Origin of the sequence: Micromonospora arida, from assembly GCF_003857035.1 — a bacterium.
Lineage (GTDB): Bacteria > Actinomycetota > Actinomycetes > Mycobacteriales > Micromonosporaceae > Micromonospora > Micromonospora arida.
The window spans coordinates 23,532-40,745 of the sequence record NZ_QGSY01000132.1 but is presented as its reverse complement, the minus strand read 5'-3'; the positions used below and the strand labels follow the sequence as shown (position 1 = coordinate 40,745).

The following is a 17,214-nucleotide window of genomic DNA, read 5'->3' as shown; positions in this document are numbered from 1 at the left end:
GCGTACCCCCACCGCGCCGAAGGCGATCAAGAAGGCGCTCGATGCGGTGACGGCCTGAGGCACCCGCTCACACCGAAGGGCCCGGCATGGTGCCGGGCCCTTCGGTGTGAGCGGGTGCCTCAGGCCGTCACCGCATCGAGCGCCTTCTTGATCGCCTTCGGCGCGGTGGGGGTACGCGGCGCGTCCGCGCGCAGCGCGATCATCTTCTCGCCGATCTCCTGGAGCTGATTGCGGCCCAGCGCGTCGCGGACCTTGGGGAACCACTCCTGCTCTTCCTCCTCGACGTGGTGGGTGACGTTCTCGATCAGCACTGTCGTCTTGGCGTTGAACCGCTCGTCGTCGGCCTTCATGCTGGCCAGCTCGGCGCAGAGCACATCGGCGACGTGGTGTTCCTCGTACGACTCGAGGATGTCGTCCTCCAGGTCGGGCAGCAGCCGGCGGACCTCCGGATACATCACCTCGTTCTCCAGGTAGGTGTGCACGGTCAGCGCCTCCAGGATCTGGTCCACCAACTTCTGCCGCTGGCTCGCCGGCCCCTCCTCGGCATCCTGGAAGGCCTTGAACAGGCGACGCATTTCCTTGTGGTCCTCTTTGAGCAGGACGATGGCATCGGTCGACACCGGCATGACCTCCCTGAAAAGTCTCGGCTGGTGAGGTTCCGGTACCCCGACGCCGAATGCGGAAACAGGTGAAACCGCCTCAGACCATCGCCAGGGTGCGGGGGATCTCGTCGAGCAACTCCCGAGCCAGAAAGCCGATCCGGCCGTAGCGGGGAATCAGCCGCTGGCCGCTCACCGAGTGCGCGAACGAGCCCCAGCAGGCCGCCTGCGCAGGCTCGGCACCCCTCGACAGCAGCCCCGCCAGCAACCCGGCGAGCACGTCCCCGCTGCCGGAGGTGCCCAGCCCGGCGTCGCCGCTCTCCTCCCGCCAACCCCGCCCGTCCGGGGCGGCGACGTGTCCGTACAGCGACACGACCGCCTCGTACCGCGCGGCCAACTCGGCCGCCTCGGCGTCCAGGTCGTCGCCCGGCTCCCGCCCGAGCAGGTGCCCGGCCTCGGTGACGTTGGGGGTGAGCACCACGGGCCGACCCGACCCGACCAGCAGGTCCGGTGCGTGGCTGAGCGCACCGAGGGCGTACGCGTCGAGCACCAGCGAGGTGTCCGGTCGGGCCGCCTCCAGGACCAGGCTCAGCAGGCGGTTGGTTTCGTCGATCGCCTTCAGGCCGGGGCCGACCGCCACCACGTCGGCCTGCGTGACCAGGTCGCCGAGCTGGCCGTCCCGGTCGGCGGCCACCGCGCCGTCGGAGGTCTCCGGCAGACCGATCACCAGCGCCTCGGGCACCTGGATGCTCAGCGCGGCCGCGGTGGACTCGGCGGCGGCGAGCTGAAGCACTCCGGCACCGGCGCGCAACGCCGCCACCCCGGCGAGCAGCACCGCGCCCGGCGTGAAGCGCGAACCGCCGACCACCAGCACGGTGCCCCGGCTCTCCTTTCCACCGACCGGCACCGGCAGCGCCCAGTCCCGCAGCAACGTCGGGGTGATCACCTTCACGTCAGACCGGCTCGGCATGGATCTCGTCCTCCCTGGTCGGTTGGGCGCCCTGCTGACGCAGGTGCGCGACATCGTTGAAGGCGGTGAGGGCCAGACGGTCCTCGCCGTCCGCCGACCACTCGGTGATCGAACAGTTGGCGATGACGTCCTGCCGGGTGAGCGCCATCAGCTCGTCCTCGGTCAATCCCTCCACCAGATAGCGAAGCAGGAAGACCAGCGCGTCGTGGCCGAAGAGCAGCACCCGGCAACCCTCGTGGTCACGGCGCAGGTCGCCCAGCAGCGTCCGCAGCCGTAACGCCACGTCCGTCCAGGACTCCCCACCCGGCGGCCGGTAGTAGAACTTGCCCAACCGCTCCCGGCGGTCGGCCTCGTCCGGGTACCGCCGGCGCACCCCGTGCCCGGTCAGCCCGTCGAGGATGCCCAGCTCCCGGTCGCGCAGCCGCTCGTCGCGGTGGACGGGAATGTCGGTGCCGTCCAGCGCCAGCCGCGAGGTCTGCACCGCCCGCAGGTACGGCGAGACCACCGCCACGTCCGGGCGCTTCGCGTCCGGCAGCTCGGCCAGCCAACGGCCGGTCGCCCGAGCCTGCTCCTCGCCGGTCGCGGAGAGCGGCACGTCGGCGTCGCGGTGGGTGAGGTCGATCAGCTCCGCGCCCGACGCCTCGGCGTGCGTCGCCGCGACGTTCGCGGTGCTCTCGCCGTGCCGAACGATCCAGAGGGTTGCCAGTTCCGCCATGCGGCCCCCCTACCCGGGCGCCGCCGACGGTAACCGTGTCCGGTCGTCGCTGTCGGTTTCAGGGCAGCGCCGCGATCTGGTGATGCGAAACAATGTGCGCCGGACAGCCGACGGGGGGTCGACAATGACTGTCTTGCGAGGTCTGCGGGAAGCGGTGCTGTTGTTCGTGGTGGTCGGGGCGCTGGTCGCAGTCGCGGCAATGATCTGGGTGGCGGTCGGTGGCGGTGACTACGCCGGTCGGCTGGGCATCGGGTTGGTTGTGGTGGGCGGGCTCATCGGCATGACGGGCGACCTGACGCTGAGTCGAATCGGGATGCTCGGCCCGCGCGCCATCTTCGGTGCCGCTCCGGAGCGGGAGACGGCCGGCGGTGGGCGCGTGCTCACCGGGGTCGGCATCTTCCTCTTCGTCGGGCTGCCACTGGTCGTGGTCGGCGTGCTGCTGCTCACCTGACCGAGCGCGTCATCGCTGCCGTCGAAGGCTAGCTCCGTCGGCGCCGCGCCAGTGTCCGCTCGGTGGCCGTACGGCGCGCTTGTGCGTCGTACCCTCAGGGCGTGGCCACGGCGGCGGAGGAGATCCAGGTGGGGGAGCGGCTGGTTCGCGTCTCCAGCCCCGACAAGCCGTACTTTCCCGAGCGTGGGCTGACCAAGCTGGACGTGGTCCGCTACTTCCTGGCGGTGGGTGATGGCATCCTGCGGGCGCTGCGGGACCGGCCGACCATGCTGGAACGCTGGCCGCGCGGTGTCTTCGAGGGCGCGACGATCGCCACCCGGCAGACCAACCGGGGCGACGCGTTCTACCAGAAGCGGCTGCCGGCCGGCGCGCCCGAGTGGGTGCGGACCGCGCACATCACCTTCCCCAGTGGCCGTACCGCCGACGAGGTCGCGCCGAGTGAGCTGGCCGTCGTCATCTGGGCTGCCAACCTGGGCACCCTGCGGTTCCACCCGTGGCCGGTCACCGCCGCCGACGTGGAACGCCCCGACCAGCTGCGCATCGACCTGGACCCGATGCCCGGCGTGGGCTTCGAGCAGGTGGTGCCGGTGGCGCACGAGGTGCGGGCGTTCCTCGCCGAGCTGGGCATGACCGGCTACCCGAAGACCACTGGCGGTCGGGGGCTGCACGTCTACCTGTCGATCGAGCCGCGGTGGAGCTTCGGTGACTGCCGTCGGGCGGTGCTCGCGCTGGGCCGGGAGATGCAGCGCCGCCTGCCGGACGTGGTCACCACCACCTGGTGGCGCGAGCAACGGGATCGCCCGGTCTTCGTCGACTACAACCAGATGGCCCGCGACCACACGGTGACCTCGGCGTACTCGATCCGGCCGACGCCGGCCGCGCTGGTCTCCGCGCCGCTGGACTGGTCGGAGCTGGACCAGGCCCGTCCGGAGGACTTCGACGTGCTCAGCATGCCGGCCCGGTTCGCCGAGCGCGGCGACCCGCACGCCGGCCTGGACGGTGACCGGCACTCGCTGGAACCACTGCTGGAGTTGGCCGACCGCGACGGGCTGGAGGCCCCGCCGGAGCGCTGAGCCCGGCGGTCACGCCCAGGGGCTGCCAAGCCCGTCGAACTCCTCGAAGACCAGCCAGGTGCGGGTGGACAGCACCCCGGGAATGCTCTGCACCCGGCCCAGCACCACGTCGCGCAGCGCGGCGTTGTCCGGGGCGCGCACCAGCGCGAGCACGTCGTGGTCACCGCCGAGCAGCGCGGCGTGCTCGATGTAGCGCACCCGGGCCAGCTCGGCCGACACCTCCCGCCAGGTGTTCTGCTCGATGGTCAGGGCGATGTACGCCGAGGTGCCCAGCCCGGCCGCCTCGGGCGCCACCTGGGCCCGGAACCCGGTGATCACCCCGTCGCGCAGCAACCGCTCCACCCGCGCGTACGCGTTGGTGCGGGAGATGTGGATCCGTTCGGCGAGGGTGCGCACCGACGTCCGACCGTCGCGGACCAGCTCGTCGAGGATCCGCCGGTCGACCTCGTCCAAGGCTCGGGCCGATCGTCCCGATCCCGCGCCCCGGCTCGCTTCGTCGGCGGTCTCCTGGCTCACTGATGGGTCCTCCGCATGCCAACCGTCCCGCCTTCTGTGTCGATCTTGAGTCAATCATCCACAAGCGGAAGCATAGGCTCACCACACGTCCCAGGAGGTTCCGCCGTGACGACCACTCCCCAGGCGGTCCGCAGGGCATCCCCGCGCACCCGTCGAACGGTCACCCCGCCCGACCCGGCGCGCTCGTTGCTGCCAGACGCCGAGCCGGTCCGCCTGCTCGCCGAGAACGGCACGCCGCTGCCCGCCCGCTCCGACTACCCCGAACCACCCGCCGAGGTGCTGCGCGAGTTGTACCGCCGGATGGTGCTCGGCCGCCGCTTCGACACCCAGGCGACCGCCCTGACCAAGCAGGGCCGGCTCGCCGTCTACCCGTCCTCGCGGGGCCAGGAGGCGTGCCAGGTCGGCGCGGTCCTCGCGGTCCGCGACACCGACTGGGTCTTCCCCACGTACCGCGAGTCGATGGCGCTGGTTGCCCGAGGCATCGACCCGGTCGAGGTGCTCACCCTGCTGCGTGGCGACTGGCACTGCGGCTACGACCCGACCGAGGTACGCACCGCACCGCAGTGCACCCCCCTCGCCACCCAGTGCGTGCACGCCGCCGGGCTGGCGCACGGCGAGGCGTACCAGGGTCGCGACACCGTGGCGCTGGCCTTCATCGGCGACGGCGCCACCAGCGAGGGCGACTTCCACGAGGGGATCAACTTCGCCGCCGTGTTCAAGGCGCCGGTGGTCTACTTCGTCCAGAACAACAAGTACGCGATCAGCGTCCCGCTGTCGCGGCAGACCGCCGCGCCGTCGCTGGCCTACAAGGGCGTCGGCTACGGCGTACCCAGCGAGCAGGTCGACGGCAACGACCCGGTCGCGGTGCTCGCCGTGCTCACCCGCGCGGTCGCCCACGCCCGGGCCGGCAAGGGGCCCTTCCTGGTCGAGGCGCACACCTACCGGATGGAGCCGCACACCAACGCCGACGACGCCACTCGCTACCGCGACGGCGCCGAGGTCGACGCCTGGCGCGACCGGGACCCGGTCGCCCGGTTGGAGACCTACCTGCGCGCCCGCGGCGTGCTCGACGACGCGGCGATCGCCGAGATCGCCGCGCAGGCCGAGGCGTACGCGGCAGAGCTGCGGACCCGGATGAACGAGCAGCCCACGGTCGACCCCCTGAGCCTCTTCGACCACGTCTACGCCGAGCCCACCCCGCAACTGATCGAACAGCGTGAGCAGGTCCGCGCCGAGCTGGCCGCCGCCCACGCCGAGGAGGGTGACGCCTGATGGCCACCACCATGGCGAAGGCGCTCAACACGGCGCTCGCCGACGCGCTCGCCGCCGACGACCGGGTCGTCGTGTTCGGTGAGGACGTCGGCGCGCTCGGCGGCGTCTTCCGGATCACCGACGGCCTCCAGGCCCGCTTCGGCGAGAACCGCTGCTTCGACACCCCCCTCGCCGAGGCCGGCATCGTCGGCTTCGCCGTCGGCATGGCCATGTCCGGCCTGCGCCCGGTGGTCGAGATGCAGTTCGACGCGTTCGCGTACCCGGCGTTCGAGCAGATCGCCTCGCACGTGGCGAAGCTGCGCAACCGCACCCGGGGCGCGCTGAGCGTGCCGATCGTCATCCGCGTGCCGTACGCGGGCGGGATCGGCGGAGTCGAGCACCACTGCGACTCGTCCGAGGCGTACTACGCGCACACCCCCGGACTGAAGGTGGTCACCCCGGCGACCGTCGACGACGCGTACTCGCTGCTGCGCGAGGCGATCGAGGACCCCGACCCGGTGGTCTTCATGGAGCCCAAGAAGCTCTACTTCGCCAGCGCCGAGGCGTCTCTGCCGACCCGCAACGAGCCGTTCGGTCGGGCCGTCGTGCGCCGGCCCGGACGCGACGCCACGCTGGTGGCGTACGGGCCGGCGGTGCCGGTCGCGTTGGAGGCCGCCGAGGCCGCCCGGGAGGAGGGGTGGGACCTGGAGGTCGTCGACGTGCGCACCATCGTGCCGTTCGACGACGAGACCATCACCGCCTCGGTTCGGCGTACCGGCCGGTGCGTGGTGATCCAGGAGGCGCCCGGGTTCGCGGGCGTCGGTGCGGAGATCGCCGCCCGGGTGCAGGAGCGCTGCTTCCACGCGCTGCACGCCCCGGTGCTGCGGGTCGCCGGACTGGACATCCCGTACCCGGCGCCGATGCTGGAGCACACCCACCTGCCCGGCGTGGACCGGGTGCTCGACGCGGTGGCCCGCCTCCAGTGGGACGACCAGCCGGACGCGCGTTGGGCGGCGGCATGACCACCGTCGAACGCACGCAGGTCTTCCTCCTGCCCGACCTGGGCGAGGGGCTGAGCGAGGCCGAGATCGTCGAGTGGCGGGTCGCCGTGGGTGATGTGGTCACCGTCGACCAGAGCGTGGTCGAGGTGGAGACCGCCAAGGCCGTCGTCGACGTGCCCTGCCCGTACGCCGGGCGGGTGGTCACCCTGCACGGCGCGGCCGGTGAGGTACGCCCGGTCGGCCAGCCGTTGATCACCATCGCGCCGCTGGACGGGGACGACGAGCCCGCCGGGCACGCCACCTACCGCGAGGAGGAGCGCGCCGGCTCCGGCAACGTGCTGATCGGGTACGGCACCGGCCACGGCACCGCCACCCGCCGTCGGCGCCGGCCCCGCCTGGCAGTGGCCCCCGAACCGGCCGACGCCGGCCCGACCGGCACGGGTGCCGGTGCCGCGTCCAGCGACCCGGCACCGCCCACCGCCGCCCTGGTCATCTCGCCGATCGTGCGGCGGCTCGCCCGCGAGCACGGCGTCGACCTCGACACGGTGCGGGGCACCGGACTCGGGGGCGTGATCCGCCGCGCCGACGTGGAGGCCGCGCTGACCGCGCCCGCCGCCCGGCTCGCCGCCGTGCCGGACCCGCAGGTCGGATCGGCCCCGGTCGGTGACGGTGACGTGATCGTCCCGCTGACCGGCGTCCGCAAGGTGATCGCCGACAAGCTCTCCCGCAGCCGGCGGGAGATCCCGGAGGTCACCATCTGGGTCGACGTGGACGCCACCGGGCTGCTGGAGACCCGCGCCGCGATCAACGCCGCGACGCCCGACGCGCCGGTGAGCATCCTGGCCCTGCTGGCCCGGATCTGCCTCAGCGGGCTGCGCCGGTTCCCGCAGCTCAACGCCCGGGTCGACACCGAGGCGCAGCGCATCGTCCAGTCCGCCGGGGTGCACCTCGGCATCGCCGCGCAGACCGACCGGGGGCTCCTGGTGCCGGTGCTGCGCGACGCCCAGCGGCTCACCACCGCCGAGCTGGCCGCCGAACTGGCGGCGACCACCGCCGCCGCGCGGGCCGGCAGCCTGCCCCCGGCCCGGCTGACCGGTGGCACCTTCACGCTGAACAACTACGGGGTGTTCGGCGTCGACGGTTCCACGCCGATCATCAACCACCCCGAGGCGGCACTGCTCGGGGTGGGGCGGATCGTGGACAAGCCGTGGGTGGTCGACGGGCAGCTCGCCGTCCGCAAGGTGACCCAGCTCAGCCTCACCTTCGACCACCGGGTCTGCGACGGTGGGGTGGCCGGCGGCTTCCTGCGGCACGTCGCCGACTGCGTGGAGCGCCCGGCGCTGCTGATCGCCGCCGTCTGACGCGTACCCCCTCGGCCCCGGCGCTGCCCGTGCGGCGCCGGGGCCGGCGCACGTCCGGGGCTTCCCGGCGGTGTCATCGGGCCAGGGCTTCCCGGCGGTGTCATCGGGCCGGGGTTTCCCGGCGGTGTCATCGGGCCGGGGTTTCCCGGCGGCCTCACCGGGAAGTCGGCCCCGCCGGAGCGCACCGAACGCGTTGAAGGGAGCCCGCCCGTGGCCGTGGCGAACGAGCTGCTACTGAACTCAGTCCGGGTACGACGGCCTGCCTCGGCCGGCGCGCCGCTGTACTGCGACGCGCTGGAGTACGGGCTGACCGGTGACGGCGCGACCAACGACCAGCCGGCGTTGGCCGCCCTCGTGGACCGCCTCGGCGCCGGGTACGCCTCGGACGGACGGGCCCGGGTCATCTACTGCCCGCCGGGCATCTACTCGATCCGGGACGCGGGCACGGTGTGGCGCAGCGGTGTGTCACTGATCGGGGCCGGCCCGGCGGCGACCCGGTTCATGCTCAGCAATGAGGGAAACCGGGCCGACCCCACCCCGTTGGCCTTCTGGACCACGGTGCAGCACGGCGCCGACCGGGACCGGCACATCGCCGACTGCACCTTCTCCGACTTCCAGATCGACGGCTCCGGCGTCGCCATGGCCGAGTACAACTACCTGGCCAAGGGCCTCGGCCTCCAGTACGTGGTGCGGGGCGTCTTCCGCAACCTCTACATCCACCACACCGCGGCCACCGGGCTGGGCTGCGACTTCCTCCAGGACTCCCTGATCGACGGCGTGGTGGTGGTCGGCTGTGGCCGCCTGGACAACGGCGAGCAGATGGGCGGCGCCGGCATCGGGATCGGCATCGGCGGCTGGGGAGCGGTGGAGCGGCTGACCATCGCCAACTGCACCGCGCTGGCCAACGGCACCAACGGGATCTTCCTGGAGCTGCAGAAGGACTACTGGGAACCGCCCCGCGGTTACCGCATCGTCGGCTGCCACAGTCAGGGCAACCGGTTCGGCATCTCCGACTGGGGTGCCGACGGTCTGATCGTCTCGGCCTGCACGATGACCGGCAACCTGGAGGCAGGCTTCGACGTGTCGTCGCAGGGCACCTCGTCCGTGGCCGGCCGGGGTGGGCTGCTCACCGACTGCGTCATCGACGGCAACCTGCGCGACGGGGTCAGCATCGGCAACAGCCCCGGCCCGTACAGCGTCCGGGGCAACCGGATCAGCGGCAACGGCCGGCACGGTTACCACTCGCACGACCTCAGGCGCGGCTACCGGGGCTCGATCCGGGACGTGGTGATCGAGAGCAACGAGTTCTGGGGCAACGGCCTCGACGCGATCCGCATCGACCACCAGATGACCGACGCGGTGCTGCTCAACAACCGGATCCGCAACAACGGACGGCAGTACGGCGAGGGCACCGGCGGTACCGGCGACGCCGTCCACTACAGCGAGCGGTGCCTGGTGGACCGGTCGGCCAACTGGCCCCACGACGGGCACCGGGGCAAGGTCCTGCGGGTCGGGAAGGCCGTGGCCACGGTGGCCTCCAACACCGGCGACGAACTCACCCTCGCCCCGGTCCGCCCGGACGCGTTCAGCGCGTGGAGTGGGGACGTGCCACCGCCGGGATGCGGATACGAACTGGACGCCGCACCGAAGCTACGGGCCGGCATCACCATCGACGCGCCGTTCGACTCGGCCACCATCCGGGGTAACCGGCTCTGGGACAACCACGAGAACCCGACCCAGACGCACGGGCTGTGGATCACCGAACGGGGCAGTTGCGTGGACTGCCGGGTCGAGGACAACGACCTGGCCGGCAATGCCGACGAGGGGATGCGACTGGACACCCCGCCGGTGGGCGGACGGTGGCGGGACAACCACGTGGACAGCGACTGGAGCTGACCTGCCACTGGCCGTCGTCGGGACGCCCCGGCGATGGTGCCGGCGAGAACGTGGAGCTGAACGACGTGCGGCGGCGGCCGGAGTGATCCGGCCGCCGCCACTGTCGTGGTTGAACTGATCAGCCGGCCAGACCCGCCACCGGGGTCGGGTCCAGCACCACCGTCGCCGAAGCGGACTGCGGGGGTACGCCCGGGTCGGTCGGGGCGTCGGTGTACTCCGCGACGAACACGGCGGTCAGGTTGTCCGCGCCGCTGTGCCCACCGTCCAGGAAGGTGGGAATGGTCCCGGAACAGCCCGTCGAGGTGGAGAGCGGGTGCCCGTGCTCATCGTGCCCGAGCACGTAGGTGACCTTCACCCGCGAGCAGTCCACCGGCAGGTCGTCGGTGACCTTCACCTCGTACGCGACCGTCTGCCCGAACTGGAACGGCTGCCCGGCCTCCGGGGCGACGAACTCGATGATCGGCGCGGTCGGCCCGACCACCAGCGGCAGGGACGCCGAGGCGGACCGTCCGGTGCGGTCGGTGACCTTCAACGTCGGCGTGTACGAACCGTTCTCCGGGAACGTCCAGCTCGCGTTCGGAGCGGTGCTGTCCACCGAGCCGTCCGCGTTGAAGTCCCACGCGTAGCTGAGCTTGTCACCGTCCGGGTCGGTCGTGCCGGCGCTGGAGAACGCGACGGTCAGCGGGGCCTGCCCGACGGTCGGGGTGCCACTGATCTTCGGGATCGGCGTCCGGTTGCCCCGGACGAAGTCGATCCGGGACAGCTGCGCGTCCGGGTTCTCGGCGAAGTAACCGTCGCCGTACTCCAGGACGTAGAGCGCGCCGTCCGGGCCGAACTCCATGTCCATCGGGTTGTCCACCACCAGCGACGGCACCACCGGGCGGATGTCGTTGACGTCGCCGTCCTCGTCGAGGCGGAACTCCTTGATGTAGTCCCGGGTCCACTCGTAGAACAGCGGCACCCCGTCGTAGTAGGCCGGCCAGCGGGTACGCGACGTGCTGGTTCCGTCGTACTCGTACGCCGGGCCACCCATCGGGCCGATCCCGCCGCTGCCCAGCTGCGGGAACTCACCCGACGCGGCCGAGGGGTACCAGACCTCCGGCTGCTCGACCGGCGGCAGCTGCCGCTTGCCGGTGTTGTGCGGCGAGTCGTTGACCGGGCGCTTGCAGTTGAACTTGGCGCCGGACTCGCCGGTGGCGAAGTCGTAGTCGCGGTAGGCGATCGTCGGCGTCACACAGTACGGCCAGCCGTAGTTCGCCGGCTTGTCGATGCGCATCCACCGACCGTGCCCAGCCGGCCCGCGCTCCGGGTTCGGGTTGGAGGCGTCCGGGGAGTAGTCGCCCAGGTACACGTCGTCGGTACGCCGGTCGACGGCGAACCGGAACGCGTTGCGCAGCCCCATCGCGTAGATCTCCGGGCGGGTCTGCGCCGTGCCGGGCTTGAACAGGTTGCCGGCCGGCACGGTGTAACCACCGCCGGCCTTCACCTTGATGCGCAGCAGCTTGCCTCGCAGGTCGTTGGTGTTGGCCGAGGTGCGCTGGGCGTCGTACGCCGGGTTGCGGTCGGCCCGCTCGTCGATCGGGATGTAGCCGTCCGAGGCGAACGGGTTGGTGTCGTCACCGGTCGACAGGTACAGGTTGCCCTTGCTGTCGAAGTCGATCTGGCCGCCGACGTGGCAGCAGATGCCCCGGTCGGTGGGCACGTCGATGATCTGCTGCTCACTGGCGAGGTTCAGCCTCATCCCGTCCAGCTTGAACCGGGACAGCCGCAGCGCGCCCTTGAACCGCTGCCAGTCCGCCTCGGTGCCGGTCTCCGGCGCGTCCCCCTCGTTGACGCCGGGAGTCGCAGGGTCGTCCACCGGAGTGTCCATCGGCGGCGAGTAGTACAGGTACACCCACTTGTTCTGGGCGAAGTTCGGGTCGATGGCGACGCCCTGCAACCCCTCCTCGTCGTGCTCGTACACCGGAATGTCGGCGGCGAGGGTGTTCAGCCCGGTGCGCGGGTCGTGGATGCGGACCTCACCGGTGCGGGAGGTGTGCAGCACCCGCAGGTCGGGCAGGACGGCGAGGCTCATCGGCTCGCCCGGGAAGTCGTTCAGTGTCACTTTCTGGAAGCTGCTGTCCGGCGGCGCGGCCGGCGCTGCGGACGCTGCCGACGGTGGTACGGCCAGACCGGCCGTCACCAGCAGCAGGGCGGACGCGAATGCGGTCCTGTTCATCAGGTGAGTCCCCCGGGGTTGTTTCAGTACCGAAGTGAAGCGAGATAGTCGAAGCCGACGCGAGCGGTGTCCAGGGCGTCGGCGGGGGAGCGCGGCGCGGTACCCGCGTCGTCACGCTCCACGATGTACTCCTCGATGCCGGCCTCCCGCTCGTGGGCGAAGATGCGGCCGAAATCGATGACACCGTCGCCGAGGTCGGCGAAACCACCCTCGACGTCGAGGTCCTTGACGTGCACCTGTCGGATCCGACCGCGGTTGGCCCGGATCACGTCGACCGGGTCGTGAGCGCCCCGCCAGGTCCAGTAGAGGTCGAGCTCGAAGTGGACCAGCCGGGAATCGGTCTGCGAGCTGAGGATGTCGAACCCGGTCGAGCCGCCGGTCAGCGGCACGAACTCGAGCTGGTGGTTGTGGTAGCCGAAGTCCAGCCCCGCGCGTTCGGCGAGCCGACCCGCGCGGTTCAGGTCCCGGGCCAGGGCCCGGTAGACGGCGGGGTCCCGGATCGGCTGACCGCTCGCGTCCCGACCGAAGTACGGGTGAACGATCTTCTTGCAGCCCACCACATTGGCGTCGGCGAGAGCCTGCTCCCACGTGGCGGCGTCGAACGGCTGCGGGATGCCGACGTGCCCGGAGGTGGAACGCAGCCCGGCCTCGTCGAGCGCGGCCCGGAACTGTGCGGCGGTGCGTCCGACGAAACCGGCGTGCTCCACTCGCCGGTAGCCGATCCGGCGCAGCGCGTCCAGGGTGCCGGGGAGGTCGGCGGCGAGCTGATCACGCAGCGTGTAGAGCTGGATGCTGATCCGGTCCACCGGCACCCGGCGGCGGCCCTGGGCCTGCCCGGTGGAAGCGGCGGGCGCGGCGACGGCCGGGCCGCCGAGCAGACCGGCGGCACCGACAGCGGCCGCGGAGACGGTCGCGGCGCGCAGCACTCCACGCCGGCTGACCGGCTCGGACGCCGGCGTCGGCCCCGGTCGGTTGAGTTGTTGATCCATGGTGGTGGTCCCTTCCTGACGGCTGGTACGCCGTCGGCGGCGGTCGACCTGACTGCCGTCCGCCGGGCGCGCCGAACTGGCCGGAGGCGGGCTCCGGCTGGACGGTGAGGGACGGCGCGGGTGCGGCCCGGACCCATCGGGAGCGGAACGCGGCGACCCGGCAGAGGTGGCGGCAAGTTGATCGACGAATGGGCAACCCTCTATCTAGATCGAGACCTTACTCTTGCCTCCGGACGAAGGCAAAGCTTTGTCGCGTTCGCCGGAAGTTTCGCTTCAACTGACAAAAGTCTGCCCACGAGGTGCGACACCAGACCTGACCTTCTACTTCCCGCACCTCCACGCCGCGTGAGCCGCCCGGCCCGGTTCGCCCGGTTCGCCACGGCGCCTGATCCACTCGGGCTCCTGGAAGTCGCGGTATCAGGGCGACCGGGATGCCGCGACTTCCTTGAGGCCGAGTCGATCATGAAGCGGGGGCGCCCCCAGATGCCACCACCCTGCCATTCGGACAGTTGACGTCGCGTCGCTCAAGCGGAGCAAAACGCATGACACGGGTCCGTTGGACCACTGTTCCGGCCAAGCGGAGCATTGTCGGAAAATGCGTCGATAAATGCGCCGGCGATTATTTCCGAATGCCGCGAATGGACCCCGCAAGCGGGCAAGAATATGGCGGAGGGAAGTCGAAAACGGGGGGACTGAAACATGACGTCTAGGCGGCGATTGACGCTGTTGGCGGTAACCATCGCAGCCGCACCACTCGTCCTGGGTGCGTGCACCGCCGACCGGGGATCGGCGACCGGCTCGGCCAAGAAGCACGCCGCCGCACCGGAACTCGCTGTGACGCCGGGGGACAAGGCCCGGGACGTCCCGGTCAGTGCCGAGGTGGGCACCGTGGTCAAGGGCGGGCGGGTCACCGGCGTACGCCTCACCGACGACAAGGGCAAGCAGGTCAACGCCGAGCCGCGCGAGGACGGCTCGGGCTGGGTGCCGAGCGCCCCGCTGCAACCACGACGGACCTACACCGCCGAGGTGACCGCGACCGGTGACTCCGGTGCCACCACCACCCGCACCACCACCTTCACAACCATGGCCAAATCGACCAAGCCGCAGATCACCAGCACACTCTATTTCAACGGCAATCGGACGTACGGCACGGCGATGCCGGTAACAGTGGCGTTCGACCCAGGAATTCCGAAAGAGGCCAGGGCGGATGTTCAGCGGCGGTTGTTCGTAAAGACCAATCCACCCCAACCGGGCACCTGGTCGTGGCTTGAGGATGGGAGCCAGGTCTATTACCGCGCCCCCGATTTCTGGAAGCCGGGGACCACCATCAGTGTCCGGGCCGGTCTGGAGGGCCTGCCGATCGGAAAGAAGCTGGTCGGCGACGCCGAGCGGACCGCGACCTCCAAGATCGGACGGCAGGTCTCGCTGGAGATCGACAACGCCACCAAGCAGATGACCGTGCTGCGCGACGGCAAGCAGGTCCGCCGGATCCCGGTCAGCCTGGGTAAGCCGAGCACGCCGAGTTCCAGCGGCAAGATGGTGATCATGGAGAAGCACGAGCGGGTCACCTTCGACACCCGGGGTGAGCCGGACGGCGGCTACGTGGTCGACGTCGACGACGCCCAGCGCTACACCTGGGGCGGCGAGTTCATCCACTCCGCCCCCTGGTCGGAGGGGGACCAGGGGAACACCAACGTCTCGCACGGTTGCGCGAACGTCTCCGCCACCGCGGCCGACTGGTTGATGGGGGTGACGCAGGTTGGTGACCTGGTCACGGTCAAGGGCACCGAGGTGGAGCTACAGCCGGGCAACGGCTGGACCGCGTGGAACGTGAGCTGGGACGAGTTCGCCCGGGGCAGCGCCCTGCCGGTGCCGCCCGGGCTCAAGCCCGCACCGGTCGCCCCGGCGCACCCGGGCGCGGTGGCCGGCGGATCGCCCGCACCGGCGCCCTCGGTCAGCGGCCGCTGAGACGCCACTGACGGCAGGACAGGGTCGGCCCGCCACCACGGCGACCGGCCCTGTCGCCGCACGTGGCCGTCACCCCAGGGGTACGCGGGCTATCCCGGACCCGGTGAGGCTGCCCAGCCAGAGGTGGTCGCCGTGCTGGCGTACCCCGGTGATCATCGAGTAGTGCCCGTTCGGACCGTGCAGCGTCCGGCGGACCGTTCCCGCGTCGTCGACCAGCGCGACCAGCCCGTAGCGGCGTGGCTGCGGCTGCATCGCGTCGGGCAGCAGGGCGGCGATCTGGCGCAGCCGCGGATGGGGCAGCAGCCGTTCGGCGATCGGCACCCGAGGGCTGGGCAGCGCGATCCAGTACGTCCCGTCGCCCACCGAGGCGAGATTGTCCGGGTACGCGGGCAGGTCGGCGAGGACCCGCACACCGCCGCTGAGCTCGACCCGGAGCAGGCGGTGGGTGCTGGTCTCCACCAGCATCAGCGCCGACTCGTCCGGGGTCAGCGCGATTCCGTTGGGGAAGTACAGCCCGTCGGTCACCACCTCGGTGCGGCCGCTGCCCGGATGGTGGGCCAGCACCCGACCGTTGGGACGATGCTCCAGCAGGTCCCGCTTCCAGTGCGAGACCGGAAACCGGTCGGAGCTGTCGGTGAAGTAGATGGTGCCGTCACGACCCACCGTCGCGTTGTTGGCCAGGTGCACCGGGGGTGCCGTTCCGGTCAGTTCGCGTACCGCGCCGTCGGGGGTGACCCGCAGCAATCCGCGGTACGCGTCGCAGACCACCAGAGCCTCGCCGGACGGGTCCAGCTCGATGCCGAGCGGACGGCCCCCGGTCTCGGCCAGCAGTTGGGGTGGGGTGCCGGCCAGCGCGTCGACCGGCCACCACCAGAGCCGGCCGTCCTCGTCGCCACTGATCACCCGCCCGGAGCGGTCGACCAGCACGTCCTCGGGGCCGACGGCACCCGTGGGGAGGGGTAGCAACTCGGCCTCGTCGAGCCGGTGGTCGGTGGGTGCCCATGGCCCGGCCAGTGGCGGAGGGCTGGTCGCCGGCTCGCGGACGGGGCGGATCAGCCGGGGCGGCCGGGGCCGGGGGATCAGCATCGACCTATTCTCCACCCGAATGCCGGCAGACCCCCGCGTTCCGAGCCCGCGCGGCGTGCCGGGTGGACCCCTGACTCCACCCCGAGAGGGAGGTGGGGCGCCTCGGGGTATGCCCCTGGGCGTACCCGGAATCACTCCGTGGAGGGGCGAAAGTGTCGGTGGTGGCGGCTAGATTTCTGGGCATGGAAGAGCACAGCGACCGGCTGGACGTGCAGGTCAGCGTCGGTGACCAGATGGTCCTCGTGCGGGTGGCCGGCGAGGTCGACATCGCCACGGTGGCCGCGTTCCGGTCCGCGCTGTGGTCCGCGCCGGCCCGCCCGGTGCTTCAACTGGAGTTGTCCGGGCTGCGGCTGCTCTCCGCCGCTGGAGTTCGCACGCTGCTCGCGGCGCATCTGCGCGTGCGGGCCTGCGGTGGCGAGTTGGTCCTGGTCGACCCGAGCCCGGTGGTGGCGCGGGTGCTGCGCGTGAGCGGGCTGCACCGCGTGATGCCGATTCTGGAGCTGACCTCGCCGATCGAGGCCGCGCGTCGCCCGGTCGTCGCGACCACGGACCTGCAACTGGCCGCCTGACCCCGACGACGTGGTGGGCTCCCACCCTCGTATCCGGACGTGGGGCCGCCGGCGTGGGCCGGCGACCCCGACAATCGGTCAGCTCACGCCGAGCAGGTCGACGACGAAGACCAGGGTCTCGCCCGGCTTGATGACGCCGGCGGCGCCCCGGTCGCCGTACCCCAGGTGCGGCGGGATGATCAAGCGGCGGCGACCGCCGACGCGCATGCCGACGACGCCCTGGTCCCAGCCGGCGATGACCTGGCCGCCGCCGAGCGGAAAGTCGAACGCCTCGCCCCGGTTCCACGACGAGTCGAACTCGCCGCCCGTGGAGTGCGACACGCCGACGTAGTGCACGCTGACCAACTGGCCCGGCTCGGCCTGCGGGCCGTCGCCCACGGTGATGTCCTCGATCACGAGGTCGGCCGGCGGTGCACCCTCGATCGGACCAACCTCGGGCTTGCCCGACTGGGCGCCTGCTGCCTGGGTCATGCGGGGATCTCCTGCCGTGTTGGGTGATGTGTCCGGTCACCGTCGATCCTGCCGGATCACCCCTCACCGATGTGCGGCGG

General features: G+C 71.4%; 16 protein-coding genes. 8 read left to right on the top strand and 8 right to left on the bottom strand.

All coding sequences use genetic code 11. From position 1 onward, the window contains the following. Nucleotides 1-119: 119 nt before the first annotated feature. From DLJ58_RS07680 to DLJ58_RS07670, 3 genes are all read right to left on the bottom strand, one after another. A complete protein-coding gene (locus DLJ58_RS07680; protein ID WP_124854503.1) occupies nt 120-620 on the bottom strand; it encodes a hemerythrin domain-containing protein in 501 nt (166 codons plus the stop codon). Nucleotides 621-699: 79 nt separating this feature from the next. Then, a complete protein-coding gene (locus DLJ58_RS07675) occupies nt 700-1,569 on the bottom strand; it encodes an NAD(P)H-hydrate dehydratase (RefSeq protein WP_124854502.1) in 870 nt (289 codons plus the stop codon). Then, nucleotides 1,553-2,284: a histidine phosphatase family protein gene (locus tag DLJ58_RS07670; RefSeq protein WP_124854501.1), complete on the bottom strand. Its 732-nt coding sequence runs from the start codon at nt 2,282-2,284 to the stop codon at nt 1,553-1,555. Before DLJ58_RS07670 ends, DLJ58_RS07675 begins: the two co-directional genes overlap by 17 nt. A 124-nt stretch (nt 2,285-2,408) precedes the next feature. Between DLJ58_RS07670 and DLJ58_RS07665 the strand changes: the two genes are divergently transcribed. Both DLJ58_RS07665 and DLJ58_RS07660 read left to right on the top strand, forming a co-directional pair. Then, entirely contained in the window at nt 2,409-2,735 is a 327-nt protein-coding gene (locus DLJ58_RS07665; protein ID WP_124854500.1) for a hypothetical protein, read from the top strand. Between the two features lie 101 nt (nt 2,736-2,836). Beyond that, nucleotides 2,837-3,808 (top strand): DNA polymerase domain-containing protein, encoded by a 972-nt coding sequence (locus DLJ58_RS07660; protein WP_124854499.1) that lies wholly within the window; start codon nt 2,837-2,839, stop codon nt 3,806-3,808. 9 nt (nt 3,809-3,817) lie between these two features. Here DLJ58_RS07660 and DLJ58_RS07655 read toward each other — a convergent pair whose 3' ends face one another. Next, nucleotides 3,818-4,324 carry an Lrp/AsnC family transcriptional regulator gene (locus DLJ58_RS07655; protein ID WP_124854498.1) on the bottom strand — a complete coding sequence of 169 codons (507 nt, stop codon included), beginning with the start codon at nt 4,322-4,324 and terminating at the stop codon, nt 3,818-3,820. Between the two features lie 105 nt (nt 4,325-4,429). Between DLJ58_RS07655 and pdhA the strand changes: the two genes are divergently transcribed. The 4 genes from pdhA to DLJ58_RS07635 all read left to right on the top strand — a co-directional run bounded on the left by pdhA (nt 4,430) and on the right by DLJ58_RS07635 (nt 9,833). After that, nucleotides 4,430-5,596, top strand: coding sequence for a pyruvate dehydrogenase (acetyl-transferring) E1 component subunit alpha (gene pdhA, locus DLJ58_RS07650; RefSeq protein ID WP_425271299.1), 1,167 nt, complete (start codon nt 4,430-4,432; stop codon nt 5,594-5,596). Next, nucleotides 5,593-6,597, top strand: coding sequence for an alpha-ketoacid dehydrogenase subunit beta (locus DLJ58_RS07645; protein WP_181539337.1), 1,005 nt, complete (start codon nt 5,593-5,595; stop codon nt 6,595-6,597). Before pdhA ends, DLJ58_RS07645 begins: the two co-directional genes overlap by 4 nt. Continuing rightward, on the top strand, nt 6,594-7,937 hold the full coding sequence (locus DLJ58_RS07640) for a dihydrolipoamide acetyltransferase family protein (protein WP_425271298.1): 1,344 nt from the start codon (nt 6,594-6,596) through the stop codon (nt 7,935-7,937). The genes DLJ58_RS07645 and DLJ58_RS07640 overlap by 4 nt, the downstream gene beginning before the upstream one ends. A 216-nt stretch (nt 7,938-8,153) precedes the next feature. Then, complete coding sequence (locus DLJ58_RS07635; protein ID WP_124854507.1) at nt 8,154-9,833, top strand: right-handed parallel beta-helix repeat-containing protein; 1,680 nt, start codon at nt 8,154-8,156, stop codon at nt 9,831-9,833. 118 nt (nt 9,834-9,951) lie between these two features. Here the strand turns inward: DLJ58_RS07635 and DLJ58_RS07630 are convergent, their stop codons facing one another. Together DLJ58_RS07630 and DLJ58_RS07625 are read right to left on the bottom strand one after the other, a co-directional pair. Continuing rightward, nucleotides 9,952-12,051, bottom strand: coding sequence for a PQQ-dependent sugar dehydrogenase (locus tag DLJ58_RS07630; protein WP_124854497.1), 2,100 nt, complete (start codon nt 12,049-12,051; stop codon nt 9,952-9,954). Between the two features lie 23 nt (nt 12,052-12,074). Continuing rightward, a complete protein-coding gene (locus DLJ58_RS07625; RefSeq protein ID WP_091397722.1) occupies nt 12,075-13,040 on the bottom strand; it encodes a sugar phosphate isomerase/epimerase family protein in 966 nt (321 codons plus the stop codon). Nucleotides 13,041-13,739: 699 nt separating this feature from the next. Here DLJ58_RS07625 and DLJ58_RS07620 point away from each other — a divergent pair. Then, a complete protein-coding gene (locus DLJ58_RS07620; RefSeq protein WP_124854496.1) occupies nt 13,740-15,008 on the top strand; it encodes a L,D-transpeptidase in 1,269 nt (422 codons plus the stop codon). A 69-nt stretch (nt 15,009-15,077) separates the two neighbouring features. Here the strand turns inward: DLJ58_RS07620 and DLJ58_RS07615 are convergent, their stop codons facing one another. Then, nucleotides 15,078-16,094: an SMP-30/gluconolactonase/LRE family protein gene (locus DLJ58_RS07615; RefSeq protein WP_124854495.1), complete on the bottom strand. Its 1,017-nt coding sequence runs from the start codon at nt 16,092-16,094 to the stop codon at nt 15,078-15,080. Nucleotides 16,095-16,276: 182 nt separating this feature from the next. Between DLJ58_RS07615 and DLJ58_RS07610 the strand changes: the two genes are divergently transcribed. Next, entirely contained in the window at nt 16,277-16,663 is a 387-nt protein-coding gene (locus DLJ58_RS07610; RefSeq protein ID WP_124854494.1) for an STAS domain-containing protein, read from the top strand. A 78-nt stretch (nt 16,664-16,741) separates the two neighbouring features. On the opposite strand, the gene DLJ58_RS07605 is transcribed toward DLJ58_RS07610, so the two are convergent. After that, on the bottom strand, nt 16,742-17,134 hold the full coding sequence (locus DLJ58_RS07605) for an FKBP-type peptidyl-prolyl cis-trans isomerase (RefSeq protein WP_124854493.1): 393 nt from the start codon (nt 17,132-17,134) through the stop codon (nt 16,742-16,744). Between the last annotated feature and the right edge of the window lie 80 nt (nt 17,135-17,214).

Coding starts and splice junctions, on each gene's coding strand:
- DLJ58_RS07605 (WP_124854493.1), bottom strand. CDS start 17,134: ATGACCCAGGCAGCAGGCGCCCAGTCGGGCAAGCCCGAGGTTGGTCCG.
- DLJ58_RS07640 (WP_425271298.1), top strand. CDS start 6,594: ATGACCACCGTCGAACGCACGCAGGTCTTCCTCCTGCCCGACCTGGGC.
- DLJ58_RS07665 (WP_124854500.1), top strand. CDS start 2,409: ATGACTGTCTTGCGAGGTCTGCGGGAAGCGGTGCTGTTGTTCGTGGTG.
- DLJ58_RS07615 (WP_124854495.1), bottom strand. CDS start 16,094: ATGCTGATCCCCCGGCCCCGGCCGCCCCGGCTGATCCGCCCCGTCCGC.
- DLJ58_RS07670 (WP_124854501.1), bottom strand. CDS start 2,284: ATGGCGGAACTGGCAACCCTCTGGATCGTTCGGCACGGCGAGAGCACC.
- DLJ58_RS07630 (WP_124854497.1), bottom strand. CDS start 12,051: ATGAACAGGACCGCATTCGCGTCCGCCCTGCTGCTGGTGACGGCCGGT.
- DLJ58_RS07620 (WP_124854496.1), top strand. CDS start 13,740: ATGACGTCTAGGCGGCGATTGACGCTGTTGGCGGTAACCATCGCAGCC.
- DLJ58_RS07625 (WP_091397722.1), bottom strand. CDS start 13,040: ATGGATCAACAACTCAACCGACCGGGGCCGACGCCGGCGTCCGAGCCG.
- DLJ58_RS07610 (WP_124854494.1), top strand. CDS start 16,277: ATGGAAGAGCACAGCGACCGGCTGGACGTGCAGGTCAGCGTCGGTGAC.
- DLJ58_RS07675 (WP_124854502.1), bottom strand. CDS start 1,569: ATGCCGAGCCGGTCTGACGTGAAGGTGATCACCCCGACGTTGCTGCGG.